The 14,229-nt window shown below is 49.3% G+C and carries 13 protein-coding genes and 5 tRNA genes; 14 read left to right on the top strand and 4 right to left on the bottom strand.

Going from position 1 to position 14,229, the window contains the following annotated elements:
- Positions 1-63: 63 nt before the first annotated feature.
- Positions 64-1,107, bottom strand: a complete 1,044-nt coding sequence (locus BZG78_RS01980) for a spermidine/putrescine ABC transporter substrate-binding protein (protein WP_077660238.1) — start codon at positions 1,105-1,107, stop codon at positions 64-66.
- A 295-nt stretch (positions 1,108-1,402) separates the two neighbouring features.
- On the opposite strand from BZG78_RS01980, the gene BZG78_RS01975 reads away from it, so the two are divergent.
- From BZG78_RS01975 to BZG78_RS01950, 6 genes are all read left to right on the top strand, one after another.
- Entirely contained in the window at positions 1,403-2,011 is a 609-nt protein-coding gene (locus BZG78_RS01975; protein WP_021023132.1) for a 2OG-Fe(II) oxygenase, read from the top strand.
- 116 nt (positions 2,012-2,127) lie between these two features.
- Entirely contained in the window at positions 2,128-2,697 is a 570-nt protein-coding gene (locus tag BZG78_RS01970) for an alpha-ketoglutarate-dependent dioxygenase AlkB (protein ID WP_242412973.1), read from the top strand.
- 250 nt (positions 2,698-2,947) lie between these two features.
- Positions 2,948-3,021 (top strand) — tRNA-Cys (locus tag BZG78_RS01965).
- Positions 3,022-3,050: 29 nt separating this feature from the next.
- Positions 3,051-3,127 (top strand) — tRNA-Met (locus tag BZG78_RS01960).
- A 37-nt stretch (positions 3,128-3,164) separates the two neighbouring features.
- Positions 3,165-3,240 (top strand) — tRNA-Gly (locus BZG78_RS01955).
- Positions 3,241-3,276: 36 nt separating this feature from the next.
- Positions 3,277-3,353: transfer RNA gene (locus BZG78_RS01950), tRNA-Met, on the top strand.
- A gap of 147 nt (positions 3,354-3,500) precedes the next feature.
- On the opposite strand, the gene BZG78_RS01940 is transcribed toward BZG78_RS01950, so the two are convergent.
- Positions 3,501-4,472 (bottom strand): sensor domain-containing diguanylate cyclase, encoded by a 972-nt coding sequence (locus BZG78_RS01940; RefSeq protein ID WP_077660236.1) that lies wholly within the window; start codon positions 4,470-4,472, stop codon positions 3,501-3,503.
- 243 nt (positions 4,473-4,715) lie between these two features.
- On the opposite strand from BZG78_RS01940, the gene BZG78_RS01935 reads away from it, so the two are divergent.
- A complete protein-coding gene (locus BZG78_RS01935; protein ID WP_077660235.1) occupies positions 4,716-5,693 on the top strand; it encodes an arginine deiminase-related protein in 978 nt (325 codons plus the stop codon).
- A 67-nt stretch (positions 5,694-5,760) separates the two neighbouring features.
- On the opposite strand, the gene BZG78_RS01930 is transcribed toward BZG78_RS01935, so the two are convergent.
- Entirely contained in the window at positions 5,761-6,120 is a 360-nt protein-coding gene (locus BZG78_RS01930) for a HopJ type III effector protein (RefSeq protein ID WP_021023128.1), read from the bottom strand.
- Positions 6,121-6,303: 183 nt separating this feature from the next.
- Between BZG78_RS01930 and BZG78_RS01925 the strand changes: the two genes are divergently transcribed.
- The 5 genes from BZG78_RS01925 (at position 6,304) to BZG78_RS01905 (ending at position 10,815) form a co-directional block, all read left to right on the top strand.
- Positions 6,304-6,394, top strand: a tRNA-Ser gene (locus BZG78_RS01925).
- Between the two features lie 240 nt (positions 6,395-6,634).
- Complete coding sequence (locus BZG78_RS01920; RefSeq protein WP_021023127.1) at positions 6,635-7,297, top strand: epoxyqueuosine reductase QueH; 663 nt, start codon at positions 6,635-6,637, stop codon at positions 7,295-7,297.
- Positions 7,298-7,473: 176 nt separating this feature from the next.
- Positions 7,474-8,358 carry a sterol desaturase family protein gene (locus BZG78_RS01915; protein WP_077660234.1) on the top strand — a complete coding sequence of 295 codons (885 nt, stop codon included), beginning with the start codon at positions 7,474-7,476 and terminating at the stop codon, positions 8,356-8,358.
- A 98-nt stretch (positions 8,359-8,456) separates the two neighbouring features.
- Positions 8,457-10,016 (top strand): YjjI family glycine radical enzyme, encoded by a 1,560-nt coding sequence (locus BZG78_RS01910; RefSeq protein WP_077660233.1) that lies wholly within the window; start codon positions 8,457-8,459, stop codon positions 10,014-10,016.
- Positions 10,003-10,815, top strand: coding sequence for a 4Fe-4S cluster-binding domain-containing protein (locus BZG78_RS01905; RefSeq protein WP_199877155.1), 813 nt, complete (start codon positions 10,003-10,005; stop codon positions 10,813-10,815). Before BZG78_RS01910 ends, BZG78_RS01905 begins: the two co-directional genes overlap by 14 nt.
- 32 nt (positions 10,816-10,847) lie before the next feature.
- Here BZG78_RS01905 and BZG78_RS01900 read toward each other — a convergent pair whose 3' ends face one another.
- Positions 10,848-12,017 (bottom strand): MFS transporter, encoded by a 1,170-nt coding sequence (locus BZG78_RS01900; protein ID WP_077660232.1) that lies wholly within the window; start codon positions 12,015-12,017, stop codon positions 10,848-10,850.
- A 453-nt stretch (positions 12,018-12,470) separates the two neighbouring features.
- Here BZG78_RS01900 and BZG78_RS01895 point away from each other — a divergent pair, with 453 nt between their 5' ends.
- Positions 12,471-13,235 carry a glucosaminidase domain-containing protein gene (locus BZG78_RS01895; RefSeq protein WP_077660231.1) on the top strand — a complete coding sequence of 255 codons (765 nt, stop codon included), beginning with the start codon at positions 12,471-12,473 and terminating at the stop codon, positions 13,233-13,235.
- A 14-nt stretch (positions 13,236-13,249) separates the two neighbouring features.
- Complete coding sequence (locus BZG78_RS01890; protein WP_077646627.1) at positions 13,250-13,933, top strand: YoaK family protein; 684 nt, start codon at positions 13,250-13,252, stop codon at positions 13,931-13,933.
- Positions 13,934-14,229: the final 296 nt, after the last annotated feature.

Below are 14,229 nucleotides of genomic sequence, written 5' to 3'. Positions count from 1 at the left end.
ATCATCAAAGGCCCTCTATCAGCGAGGGCCTACGGTTGGCGTAAGCTCGGAAAGCGTCACTGTTTAGCTTTTCAGCATTTGCCAGTATTTTTGGTAGATCTTCACCGCTTCACCAACATCATCAGTAAATTCACCGTTATTGACGGCTTCATCAGACGGGAAAATCGTTTTGTTTTCTCGTAGATCGGCATCTAAATACTCCGCGGCGCCAGTGTTGGGGGCGGGGTAGCCAAACTCTTCGACTAATTTTGCTTGGTTTTCAGGCTGATACATAAAGTCGATAAACTGGTGCGCCAAGGTTTTGTGCTCAGCGTTTTTCGGGATAATAAAATTATCCATCCATAATATCGCGCCCTCTTGCGGATAGACAAACTCAATTCCATCGATCTCTTGTTGAGCCATATGGGCATTGCCATTCCATTGCTGACCAATATTGACTTCGCCTGTAATAAACGGGACGTGTGGCGCATCGGAGTTATAAACCACCACGTTATCACGCAGATCGCGTAGGGACTGATAGGCTTGCTTAATTTCCGCTTCATCGGTGCTGTTAATGCTATGGCCCTGGGCTTTTAACGCCATCCCAAACACGTCACGCACATCATTCAGCAGCATGACTTGGCCACGAAAATCGTCGCGCCATAAATCTGCCCATTTTGTCACTTTGCTACCGTCGATGTAATCGCTGTGGTAGCTAATACCCGTGACACCAAAAACATAAGGAAGCGAGTAGTCATTCTTTGGATCAAATGATTGGCCGAGCAAGCCTGGGCGTAACTGGTCAAAATGACCAATCTGGCTTTTATCAATTTTAGCGAGCATATCCTCGTTGATCATGCGCTCAATAAAATAGGTTGAGGCAAACGCCAGATCATAGCCTTCACTGTTTAGCAGCTTAAGCTTGGCATACATGGATTCGTTACTCTCGAATGTCGAGTAGTTCACATCAACCTGGTATTTTTCTTCAAACGCTTCAATGACATCCATGGGCATATACTCTGCCCAATTATAAAGATTGAGCACCTTATCTTCGGCATGGACGCCGCTTGCGAATACCGTCGTGAGTGCAAGTGCTGTTGCGGTGATTCCGTGAGTGATTTTCTTCATTATCATGGTCCTTCAATGGCTAACTGGCCGAGTACACGTCGAGCGCATAATATTGCACCCAGACTCTGTATAAAAGCCTTTTCTTGATCAATCTCGGCCTTTTTAAAGGTTCCGCTAAACAGTAGCATAATGCCGTGCTCGCCCCCTAAACTCGCGCCGAATACAAGGTGAGTGATATGGGTGATGACACAGACGGTTCGATAAATAGTCCTTATCGTCACGATAAAGAAAATAGGTTGCCCCCCAGTCAAAAGGCAGTAAGGTAACCGTTCTAATTGGCGGCGGAGATAAGTATTTGAACGAACTGACCATCATCGATGATATTGCGACTCATGGCCTTAGTGTTTGTGACGATTTTTTATCGGCGCAAGCGGTTAGCGATTTGCAGGCATGCTTACCCGCTCAGTGGAATCAAGCGGCAATTGGCCGAGAGCGTAAACAGCATACCAATACCCAAATTCGTCGCGACAAAATCTATTGGTTAGAACGTGATACGGCGCCCGCTATCGATACGCTTTTGGATAAAATGGCGAATTTGCAGTACGCCTTCAATCGGCATTTATTTTTGGGGTTGTTTGAGTACGAGGCGCATTTTGCTAAGTACAATCCCGGTGATTTTTATGCCAAACATTATGATGCGTTTGAGGGACGATCAAATCGTAAAGTCACGACGGTACTCTATCTAAACCACGATTGGTCTGAGCAAGACGGTGGTGAAATAGTGATCTACAACCCTGATGGGTCGCATCGCCAAACGCTGTGGCCCAAAGCGGGACGGCTGGTCACTTTTTTATCCGAAGCGTTTCCCCATGAAGTGCTCCCGGCCAAAAGGCAACGGTTTAGTATTGCGGGTTGGTATCGGTTAAATGGCATGAGTGGCCGACGTGTTGATCCAATTCGTTAACCACAGCCATACTGAATGCCATATGAGAACCGAGGTGACAATTGTGTATGGCACGCCCCCCACAGCAACAATGTTTTTTTACCGACACGACGTTTGATCCGCAGCAAGGTGTCGCTATGCCCCAAGCTGAGGTCTATTGGTCCCCAAACTGGCTAGCGAGCAATCAAGCGGATGCGTTTTTTACATCGCTTCGCGAACAAACGGCTTGGCAGCAACTTCCTATTTCGATGTTTGGGCGAACCGTGATGCAGCCGCGCTTATTAGCTTGGTATGGTGATCATGCTTATACCTACAGTGGACTCACATTATCTCCCCGTCCTTGGACATCAGAGTTACTGGATTTGAAAGCGCGTGTTGAAGCCGCCACCCACGCCCGTTTCAATACCGTCTTGCTCAATCTCTATCGAGATGGTAGCGATTACATGGGCTGGCATAGAGACGATGAATTGGAATTGGGGAAGCAGCCGACCATTGCCTCGGTGAGTCTGGGCGCGAGTCGTCGGTTTTTATTCCGTCACCCCAAGCGACAGCTAAAGCGTGAGTTTTTACTCGATCATGGCTCACTGTTAGTGATGGCAGGCGAGACGCAAACCCACTGGCAACATAGTGTGCCCAAAACGCAAAAGCCGCTGGGTGAGCGAATCAACCTGACGTTTCGTTGGTTAAACAGTGAAGAGGCTAAGTAAAGCAAACTGATGGCCTGCGGTGAACAAGTCACTATCGCATTACGCCTCGTCCATGCGATTGCGTGAAATTTTTAGCAACGAATAGGGGAATGGCAGTAATAAATGCTGAAAATAACAGCGGATTGGTCGAAGTTTGACGCTTTTGTTTGTAAAACAGCCATCTGAAACTTTTATTAAATAATAAGTGTTGACTCGATCACGTTTATCCGTAGAATGCCTCCCCGTACCGCAGAGACGGAAACAAAACAAAGGCGCGTTGGCAGAGTGGCTATGCAGCGGATTGCAAATCCGTGTACCTCGGTTCGACTCCGGGACGCGCCTCCAAGTTCCTCTAGGTGCACAGTAAAATCGGACGCGGGATGGAGCAGTYTGGTAGCTCGTCGGGCTCATAACCCGAAGGTCGKTGGTTCRAATCCRSCTCCCGCAACCAATTTTTACAAAGCGTGATGCAACGCTTAATTGCATAGGCGACATTAGCTCAGCTGGTAGAGCGCGACCTTGCCAAGGTCGAGGTCACGAGTTCGAACCTCGTATGTCGCTCCAAGTTTTGCCCACATCAAGCATGATTGATGTTACGGACGCGGGATGGAGCAGTCTGGTAGCTCGTCGGGCTCATAACCCGAAGGTCGGTGGTTCGAATCCGCCTCCCGCAACCAATTTTCTAAGCGTTTTTAAGCGCTTGATTGAATAAACGACATTAGCTCAGCTGGTAGAGCGCGACCTTGCCAAGGTCGAGGTCACGAGTTCGAACCTCGTATGTCGCTCCAATCTCCTCATCGTTTATCTCATCTATTTTGTTAGCGTTATCCAATATCACGTGTTTCCGAAGGCACAGGGTATGTCCGAGTGTCGTTCGTTGCGTCTAATAACATGGTTTCTAATGTCACTGTTTCATCGATCTGGGTGAAGTGGGCGAGGCCGATCGAATAGACAAACGGATAACGTTCTGACGATAAACGCCGGCAGAGCCTTAGGTAAAATCGATCTAATTGGGCTTCGACGGCGTCAACGTCTTGTTGAATCAATAATACGGCGAATTCACAGCCTTCTAAACGTCCTATCCAGCCTGTATCATCAAAGACATCCCTTAAACAGGCGGCAAATGCTCTCAGGACGCCATCACCCGCATGCTTGCCATAGTGCCGATTTATGCCTTGTAGCTGACGGACGTCAAAGTGCAGCAAAGTATGTTGATCTTCGATCACCATCTCATCGGTCAAATAGCTGGTTACTTCTCGGTAAAAGMCACGGCGATTAAATACGCTTGTCAAAGGGTCGATCACATTTTGTTGAGTCATGACCAGCTCATGTTCCACGATTCGCGCGAGATCTGACAGCGCGCGCTCACAGGCGTCAGTGAGCTGACGAGGCTTGTGGTCGATGACACAGAGGGTACCAAGCAAGTGCTCGCTATCAAGACTAAAAGGGAATCCAGCATAAAAACGGATGTTAGGAGGGCCGGTTACCAATGGGTTATCATCAAATCGACGATCATTAAGCGTGTCCTCAATGATAAATGGTTCGAGTTGATGAATAGCATGCCCACAAATGGACTCACTGCGCCCAGTCTGATTAACGGCTAACCCACGTTTGGCTTTAAACCATTGGCGATCTTCATCAACCAGGCTAATCGCAACCACCGGGCAATCAGATACGTAGGCAGCGACACGCACAATTCGCTCAAATCGATCTTCACGGCCCGTATCTAATATCCCTAGATCGTACAAGGCGTGAAGACGCTTATCTTCGTGGCGAGTTGGCTGCGCTGGTTTCATGCTTTGTTCTCCCTGTTTATTTTAATAGTGTAGTTAACTAAACTTCCGCCCTGCAATGTGCGGATTCACCTGGATTTGTAAAAAAAATGATTTGTAAAAACCGATTTGTAAAAAACTTGTTTCAATGATATTTTCCTGCGGTTATTCATTCCACCGGGTGAGGCTGTTGCGCGTTTAAAACTGATCGCGTACCCCATAGCCCATCTATACTCTTTAAGTCATGTTGTTTTAGAAGGTTTGCTTATGGCGTTTTTAGCGAGCTATGATACCCAATATCCGCTATCCCATCCCCACGCAGCGTCGGCCGTGTTGATGGTGCCCCCGCTTCATTTTAAGTTTAATGCACAAACCAGTGAGGATAATGGTTTTCAACACGCTCCCTCATTGCCCGACGAGGAAGTAAAAACGCGCGCCATGGCAGAGTTTAATAACATGGTGATGATTTTGCGTCGCCACGGTATTGATGTGGTGGTGATGGAATACCCTGACTCGGATCCGGCGACACCGGATGCCGTCTTCCCGAATAACTGGTTTAGCACCTTGCCCAGTGGTGAGCTTTATCTTTACCCTATGGCATGCCCAAACCGTCAGTTGGAGGTAAAGCCAGAGCGTTTAATGGCAGCATTGGATCGTGCCGGCTATGACGTTAATCATGTGCATAAGGTCAAATGTCACGATAAAGAAGAGGCGTTTCTCGAAAGCACAGGCGCAATGGTTATCGATCACCTTAACCAGCGTGTTTATGCGGCACTTTCACACCGTTGTGACAGTATTTTATTGACCGAATGGGCAGCAAAGGTGGGCATGCGACAAGTCGTGAGCTTCAACACCGAGATGAGCGATGGCAATCCGGTTTATCATACCAATGTGATGATGGCTGTGGGCGAAGCGTTTGCCGTGGTTTGTGATGAGGTAATAGAGGTCGGGCAGCGGGATTTGGTCTGCAATACACTGAGCGAAGACAAAACGCTCGTCTCGATCAGTGAATCACAAATGAATCAGCTTTGTGGCAATATCTTGCAATTGCGAAATCGACATGGCGAATCGGTGATTGTGATGTCGTTGTCTGCTTACAGTGCTTTTACAGAAGCGCAAAAGCGTACATTACGCCAGTTTGGGAAACTGGTTCCTATCGATGTCACAACAATAGAGACAATTGGCGGCGGTAGCGTACGTTGTATGATGGGGGAGATATTTCTGCCGCGTCAGCATACTAGCTAGCGTTCGATCAAGTATGGCGTCATAGGTAAACGGCGACCGCGGGTCGCCGTTTTTGATCGGACGTCATTTAAGAATGCGTTCGCGTTTTTGCTTTTAAGGGCATTTTGTCAAACGACACACCTTTCCATCCGGTTACCATAAAATTACGAATATTTTTATGATCAGTCCCAGAGGGATGGCTCAACACGTCCTCGCGGTAGTACCCTCCGAAACACGCGAGCGTTTGCGCTTCTGTTAACTCATGCAGCCGGCAAAACGCGAGCACTTTGCAAGAGCCTGTATTTTGTCCAGCTTTATTGGCGAGGTTACCGTTAGTAAATCGCGTGGGCGCGTAGTCGTAATGTGCATCTATCACCGCCATCGTCTCATCAAACATTACCATATCGGGTGTTTGTGTGACTTTGGCGAGAAAGCTGTCTAAGGTCATGTCGGTTCCTGAGTTAGTAACATGCGAGCTCTCAATGGAGAGTATATGCACGTTGTACCAACTTGTTCACCGAATGTGAAGCCGCGACATGTCAGTAATGGATGAATATCCATCACTTAAACAAAAAATAGTGTTGCAGTACTTTACATTGCACTAGGGCATCATTAGTATACAAAGCTGTTCGGAGGGATGGCTGAGCGGTTGAAAGCACCGGTCTTGAAAACCGGCAAGGGTTAATAGCCCTTCCAGGGTTCAAATCCCTGTCCCTCCGCCAAATTTAAAAAAAGCCGCTGAAAAATCAGCGGCTTTTTTGTATCTATTTTAACCTTCTCTTTCCGAAGTCTGTTCACACTCGCCCGAGTAAGTGATGTAAAGTTCATCATAAATAAGCGCAAAACACCGCTCGAAAATCACAACGTCTGCAAATTTGGGCGATGGCGTGCTAGAATCCGTTACATACGCAAATATATGAATATTGGCGTTTTATTTTTTGCATTGTGAACACGGAATTGCCATGCCTGAATTTACACGTACGCCGTTGCCTTTGCCGCCTGACTTTGATCGCGACAACGACCAGTTACTCCTTCACTCTTGTTGTGCCCCTTGTTCGGGAGAGGTGATGGAAGCTATACAAGCAAGCGGGATCCGCTACAGTATCTTTTTTTATAATCCCAACATACATCCTGTTAAAGAATACGAAATTCGCAAGCAGGAGAATATTCGCTTTGCAGAAGATCATGACGTGCCGTTTATCGATATGGATTACGACACCGATAACTGGTACGCCAGAGCAAAGGGGATGGAGTTTGAACCCGAGCGCGGCATCCGATGTACCATGTGCTTTGATATGCGGTTCGAGCGTACAGCGTTATATGCCGCCGAACATGGTTTCCGGTTTATCAGTAGTTCACTGGGTATCTCGCGCTGGAAGAACATGCAGCAAATTAATGATTGTGGCCATCGCGCAGCCGCCCCATATCCAGATGTAAGCTATTGGGATTACAACTGGCGCAAGCAAGGCGGTAGTCAGCGAATGATAGAAATCAGCAAGCGCGAGCGTTTTTACCAGCAGGAATACTGCGGGTGTATTTATTCGCTGCGGGATACGAATAAACACCGCCTAGCGCAAGGACGCGAGCGAATTAAGCTCGGCGTGCAATACTACGGCGACGATTAAAACTAAACCGCTGACACCAGCGAAGGGCGCCGTTTCGGCGCTTTTTTCTCCACTCACTGAGAATGCCCACCGCATTGCAATGTGTGCGCAAATTAACAGCTTGGTGATGCTTTTCCTTACAGGTAGGGCAGAACCCCCTAATATGTTAATAAATTGTACCGTGCGATAAAGGCCCCGTGACCGAACTGATTGCTCATCCCGAATGGCTACTGCTTGTGCTGGCTCCCGTGTTTTTCTTATGCATGTTGGGAGAGTACTGGGTGGCGCTGCGCCGCGGGAAATTGGGCGACAACGCCCGTTATTACGTGCCGGAAGTGCTTTGCAATTTTACCTTGGCGGGGTTGCATCAAGCTGCAGATTTACTGACCGGGTTACTGATTGCCAAGGTCTATTTATGGTGGTTTGGCTGGCGGTTGTTCGATATTGAGATGTCGGTGAGCCTGTTTTTACTGCTGATGGTCGCGCAGGATTTTTGTTACTACTGGTTTCATCGCGCCAGCCACCGTATTCGCTGGATGTGGGCGGCGCATGTGGTGCATCATAGCTCAGAGCGCATGAACTTTAGTACTGCGTTTCGCCAAAGCCTAATGTACCCGCTGGCAGGGATGTGGCTGTTTTGGCTGCCGCTTGTAGTGATTGGGTTTCCGCCGCAATGGGTGGTGTTTGTTGTACTGCTGAATTTAGGGTTACAGTTTTTTGTTCATACCCAATGGATAAAGACACTGGGGCCTGTGGAGTGGATTTTTAATACCCCGTCTCATCATCGCGTTCATCATGGCGTAAATCCTCAGTACATCGACAAAAACTACGCGGGCATTTTGATCATTTGGGACAAATTATTTGGCACCTTCGAGCCGGAATCTGAACCGGTGCGCTATGGAATCCCCAAGCCAGTGAACAGTTTCAATCCTCTGGTGGTGACCTTTTCAGAATGGCAACAAATGTGGCGCGATGCCACGCAGCCAGATCTGACCCTGCGGCAACGATGGCAGTGCTTGTTTGCACCGCCAGAACAAACACAAGGTCACACGACAGACGAGGAAGCATCACGTAAGACATAGCGGTTTGCTACCTTGCGGGCAAGCTAACATATTCTGAGGAAACAACCCTTTATCCTCATAGGGTTACTTTCAGAATTCAGTTCGCCAGGAGTTTCCACATGACAGACGCTATGCATGCCATTGTTACCCATCTGCACTTAACCCCATCGCAGAAAACGTTAGCGCTCGCTGCGCAAGCCGATGCGGCTTTGCCCTACGTACCTTGCAGCCGAGCGCTCGTGGCTGCGATGGAGCAGGGTGTGATCGGCGATATGTTTGAGGGTCACGCTCCCTTTAAACCGCGTTATGTGTTGCCCGATTATGTCCGCTTTTTAAAACGCGGGTCGGAGTATTTGGCGTTAACGCCGGCAACCGATCTAGAGGATGCGCTTATGAAGCTCATGGTGCTGTACCATCATGTGCCTTCGGTGACCAATATCCCGGTGTTTTTGGGTTACCTCGATCAACTCCTGCTGCCATATTGCGAGGATGTGAGTGATGAACATTTGTATCAAGCGCTCAAGCGATTCTGGATCCAACTCGACAGAACACTGCCAGACGCATTTATGCATGCCAATATTGGCCCAGATGATAATCGTGTTTGTCGCATGATTTTGCGCATCGATGCAGAACTGCAGCAAGTTGCCCCCAACCTGACCTTGATGGTAGATCCGTCTCGTACCGCGCGCACCCTAGTTCGGCAGGCGACAGATAACATCATTGCCTGTAGCAAGCCACATATTGCTAACTGGCCGGTACACCAAGCCACATTTGGTGATGCAGAGGCTCACTCGCCCAATATGGGGATTGTGAGCTGTTACAACGCGCTACCGATTGGAGGCGGTGCGAACACCTTGGTACGCCTTAACTTAAAGAAAGTCGCAGAAGAAGCCAATGATCTCTCGACACTGCTCTCGCACACCTTGCCACATTACGGTGCATTGATGGTGGAGCTGATCGATGCACGCAGTCACTTCCTGCATCAAGAATCACACTTTTTTAATAGCTTTCTGGTGCAGGAAGGCTTAATTGATGAGAAAAAATTTGTACCCATGTTTGGCGTGTACGCGATGGCTGAAGCGGTCAATACCCTGATGGCACGCCAAGGTCTATGTGGCGAATATGGTCACGATGCAGCGGCGAATAAGATGGCACACGATATCACCAAAGCATTGAGTACGTTTGTAGCAGAGACGCCAGTGAAGTATGGCTGGCGTGGACGAGCGTTGCTGCATGCGCAAGGTGGGTTATCCATTGACCAAGGGACCACTCCGGGGGTGAGGATTCGTTACGGTTGTGAACCGGATCCTGTCACCCATTTACAGGCGCTTGCGCCGTTACATCCTTACTTTGAAGCGGGTGTGAGCGAGATCCTAACATTGGATGAAACCATAAAAAGCAATCCCGATGCATTAACCGATTTATGTTTAGGGGCGCTGCAATCCGGGCTGCGTGAATTCACCGCGAATACAGATGGAAATGATCTCGTGCGTATCACCGGCTATATGGTGAAAAAGTCCGAGATTACCCAGTTCAAACAATCGGGATCTCGGACCAACACCACGGTATTGGGCGCAGAAGCTTCTGATATGACGACAGTGACAGCACGGCAGCCGCGAGTTGTGAGTGCGGAGTTTCTCGCCGGCGCGCGTTGGACGGACACTCATGAGCCATCCTAAGCAGGTGAAAACATCGGGGTCAGTGGCTCGGGTGGCGAGTGTGTTGCCCTATTCCTGTGTCGATGGTCCCGGTAATCGGATGGTGTTTTTTCTGCAAGGTTGCCAATTTCGTTGCCCAGGGTGCCACAACCCTGAAACCATTGAACGTGACAGCGCAAGCTCATTCGATATGTCTTTGGCCGAGGCAGTGACGGCGATTTATCAACAACGGCACTTTATTCGTGGAATTACCGTCAGTGGTGGTGAGGCCAGTCTGCAATGGCGCTTTGTCCGCGCGCTTTTTCGCGCGGTCAAACAGCACCCTGAATTAGCCCACCTTACATGCTTGATCGATACTAACGGCAGTGTGTCATGTCAGCATTGGCAGGCGTTGTCATCCTGCATGGACGGTGCCATGGTGGATATGAAAGCATGGGGTAATGACGCGCATAGAGCCTTGACCGGACATTCACCCCGCCGTGTGCGTGATAGCCTAATTTGGCTGGCGCAGCAGGGAAAATTGCAGGAAGTGCGGCTGTTACTGGTCCCCGGGTATACCGACTGGCAAGCTAACCTGTCGTCACTCTGCGCCTATTTATATAATTTGCAGCAAATGCAATTGACGCAGGGAAATGTGTTTTTCGTGCGTTTAAATGGCTTTCACCGAGCAGGTGTGAAGGGCGATGCCAGCAATTGGCTAGAGGCAACACAAGCGCATCTTGATATCATAAAAGTCGCCTTGCAAACGGCAGGACTGCAAACCGTGACCATGCCACCACCTGAATTACTGCCGACTGAGGCAAGTAAATTCAACGTCTAATAAAGGTTTTGGATACTTGGAATATTGTCGAGCTAGGTGCTTTTGCACCTTGTCGCTACTGAGTGGGCGCTTTGGCGTAGAATCCCAATTTGAATAACGATAGCAATGCCACCAACTGCCGCGGCTGCATAGACAAGCTGAGTCACCGAAAGGCCGTGGCTGAGCCACAAACCACCTAATAGGGTACCCACCGCACCCCCTAGGTAGTTTGAAGAACTATTCAGTGCCACCACCGCGGCGCTATGATCAGGTTGGAGGCTAATCAGTGTGTGTTGCTGTGGCGCGAGTGACGACCAACCGGCCGCACCCCACAAGAAGAATGGCACAAAGGCAATCAGTGAAGACAGAGGCAAACTACTCGGAATACTATATATTGCCACTGACATTAGCGCCAGTATGCCTAGCAGGATCGCCCTTGGGTGTTTTACCCAGTCGATTAAATGGCCGATGGTGAAGCTGCCAATCATACCACCCAGCCCCCAAACCCATAAATATGGCGTAAGGTTGGTTTGTTGTGTGATACCCATAATCACCGGTGCGAGGTAAGAATAGAGTCCTAAGCTGGCGACAGCCGTCAGAAACGTGACAGTAATCGTCGCAGATACTGAACGATCGGTGAGTAACGCGACGCGCGCTTTTAATGATGGCGGCGGCGCGACACAGATATGCGGCACTCCGAGCACCACGCCAACAAGCCCAATAAGCGCGATACCGATCACGACAGCAAAAACACCTTGCCATCCCAACCAAGCAGATAAAGCCAGGCCCGCAGGAACGCCTACGACAGTGCCAGCACTCATTCCACCCAGTAAAAGACCTAATGCGCGACCTTTCTTTTCGTCAGGCACCAAAGATGCCGCACTCGCCGCCGCTAAAGGTGAGAAAATGCCTGCGCCAATACCGGCTAGCGCACGGCTTGCAAGTAGCATGGTTAAGTGAGTGCTGAAAATCGTGACAAGGTTAGCGGCAATAAATACCAACATCGACAGCACGAGGGCCTTTTTAGTAGGAAAGCCAGCCAATAAGGTAGCCAGTATGGGTGCGGAAAGGGCATAGCACAACGTAAAGGCAGTCACCATCTGTGCTGTTTGGGCTTCAGTAACATGAAAACTGGTCGAAATTTCCGGGATAATGCCCTCAACGACATATGCATCCATACCGAACGCAAACATCGCAATGGGTAAAAATAAAATGTTTTTCATGGTTAGCCTAGCGCGTGAGTGTTTGAAAAGTCGCGAGTATGTCGCCAATTGAAGCGCGGATGGCGATAAGAAAATAATTCCAAGTAAGGTGTAACTGTATGATGATTAGTAAATGTAACAAAATGTTATTGAAGGCTTCAATGACAGCCTATAAATACAGTTAGTGGGTGCAGGAAAGTATTTTTTACATGATAAACAATATATTATATTGCGGAAGGCAATATGAAACAAAACGAGCCACCATTGACCGGTGGTCGAATTACTTAGTGAGAGCCCCCGCCACCACGGCCATGTTGAGGTTGACCATAGTGATTTAGGTGGGGCGTGTTTTCGGGTGATTTTTCCCTGTTAACATAGATGTGGCACTGCCAGTATGACGTTGAGAGGGCGGTATTCGTCGCCAACGGGTATTTCGCGTATAATACCGCTCACATCGACAAACCTAGGGGCATCATGAAACATCGTAACTTTGTCTTGATTGGCATGGCTATTGTTGCTGTGGCTATCACCATTTTTATCTCGCGTCAGCAGCCCAAAGCTCCCCTTGTTCCTGATTTCCAATCTTTTGCCGCGGGGGCAGAGCGCAAGCAGGCGTTTTTTGATTACTTCACGCCCGTTGTCAATACGATTAATAGCCAAATACGGGCCGATCGTACCGCATTGTTGGCATGGCATGCGCGTAAAAATGCGTTAAATAGCCGAGAAACAAAACGCGTCCAAGCGCTGGCGAATCAGTACGAGTTAGCAGACTTTGATGTTAGCCAGGAAGCGAATTGGATGGCGCTGATCCAACGAGTGGATATCATTCCGCCGTCGCTGGTGTTAGCGCAGGCAGCCAATGAGAGTGCGTGGGGCACCTCACGGTTTGCACGTGAAGGCAATAACTACTTTGGGCAGTGGTGTTTCAGCAAAGGCTGTGGTCTGGTACCTAAGCAGCGAACGGAAGGCAAAACCCATGAAGTGGCTGCGTTTGAAGGGCCACGAGCCTCGGTAGAAAGCTATATCAACAACCTTAATACTCATGCCGCATATCAAGGACTACGCGAGATCCGCGCCCGTCTGCGAGAGCAAAACAAAACGCTTTCAGGTGCGGTGCTCGCCAATGGGTTAGGGCGCTACTCTGAGCGTGGACAGGCCTATGTGGAAGAGTTGCAAGCGATGATCCGTCATAACCAACTCGATAGGCTCGACCCGCCAGCATCGTCACCGACTAACTAACGCAAGGAAAGCCAATGATTACCCGTTTGCCTCGGTGGGTTGAATCCGGGGCGTTCGTGTTGGCGCTGATCGCCGGCACCATCAATGCGATCGGTCTGTTGGGTTTTGAACACCAAGCCGTCTCCCACGTGTCAGGCACTGCGACGCAATTTGGCTCGGGGCTGTTTGCGGGCCAGTGGATGCACGTTGTTCAGCTGGGTGGCTTATTGTTGGCCTTTTTCCTTGGTGCTGCGGTGTCCGGCTGCTTATTGCATGGCAGCACGCTAAAGCTGGGCCGCCATTATGACTCGGCACTCTTTGTTGAAGCCGGGTTAATTGTGGTGGCGTTTTATTTTTTGTCCCGCGGCCTTGCCATTGGTCAACTGGCGGCATCGGCGGCTTGTGGCCTGCAAAATGCGATGGCGACCACCTATAGTGGTGCGATTGTACGCTCAACCCATTTAACCGGTATTGTCACCGATTTAGGCTTAATGTTGGGCGGCAAGCTGCGCGGTAACCGCGTTGATAAGCGTAAACTGATGCTGTTTTTACTGATTGCGTCGGGGTTTATTGTCGGCGGCGTGGTAGGGGCGGCGTTATTTGCGCATTTCCACTTTACGGCCTTGTTGTTTCCGGCGGGATTATGCTTCGTGGTGGCACTGTGTTATCGCGCCACCATGACTCGACAACGTTTGAGGTCGGGCAACAATAGCCAATAAATACACAATGTATTAACAATGCGCGTTTTCGAGCATGGTGCCTTTGTCTTCTCTGTCTTCCTTGTCTTCTTTGTCTTCTTTTTCACGACCATGCTATCCCTAGGTGTTTTCCTCAAATGGCGGATAAACGTGGCTTGGTTTCTTGTAGTGCTCATTTGCCGTGTCACCATTCGCGCGCTATCCGCCACTGAAAAGTTTGTCCTAAATCAAACAAGCCGCAGTTTCCTTTTCGCTTTCGCGCATAGTGTGATGTTGTCGCCGTCATTGTTGCACGGGAAATGCCACACTCTGGTTAC

The organism is Salinivibrio sp. MA351 (assembly GCF_001996065.1).
In the GTDB taxonomy this organism is placed as follows: domain Bacteria; phylum Pseudomonadota; class Gammaproteobacteria; order Enterobacterales; family Vibrionaceae; genus Salinivibrio; species Salinivibrio costicola.
This window is presented reverse-complemented; position numbering and strand designations above follow the sequence as displayed.

What these genes read in the sequence shown, in the direction of transcription:
- BZG78_RS01930 (WP_021023128.1), bottom strand. Translation starts at nt 6,120, where the DNA reads ATGACCTTAGACAGCTTTCTCGCCAAAGTCACACAAACACCCGATATG.
- BZG78_RS01920 (WP_021023127.1), top strand. Translation starts at nt 6,635, where the DNA reads ATGCCTGAATTTACACGTACGCCGTTGCCTTTGCCGCCTGACTTTGAT.
- BZG78_RS01970 (WP_242412973.1), top strand. Translation starts at nt 2,128, where the DNA reads ATGCCCCAAGCTGAGGTCTATTGGTCCCCAAACTGGCTAGCGAGCAAT.
- BZG78_RS01895 (WP_077660231.1), top strand. Translation starts at nt 12,471, where the DNA reads ATGAAACATCGTAACTTTGTCTTGATTGGCATGGCTATTGTTGCTGTG.
- BZG78_RS01935 (WP_077660235.1), top strand. Translation starts at nt 4,716, where the DNA reads ATGGCGTTTTTAGCGAGCTATGATACCCAATATCCGCTATCCCATCCC.
- BZG78_RS01905 (WP_199877155.1), top strand. Translation starts at nt 10,003, where the DNA reads ATGAGCCATCCTAAGCAGGTGAAAACATCGGGGTCAGTGGCTCGGGTG.
- BZG78_RS01890 (WP_077646627.1), top strand. Translation starts at nt 13,250, where the DNA reads ATGATTACCCGTTTGCCTCGGTGGGTTGAATCCGGGGCGTTCGTGTTG.
- BZG78_RS01900 (WP_077660232.1), bottom strand. Translation starts at nt 12,017, where the DNA reads ATGAAAAACATTTTATTTTTACCCATTGCGATGTTTGCGTTCGGTATG.
- BZG78_RS01980 (WP_077660238.1), bottom strand. Translation starts at nt 1,107, where the DNA reads ATGAAGAAAATCACTCACGGAATCACCGCAACAGCACTTGCACTCACG.
- BZG78_RS01910 (WP_077660233.1), top strand. Translation starts at nt 8,457, where the DNA reads ATGACAGACGCTATGCATGCCATTGTTACCCATCTGCACTTAACCCCA.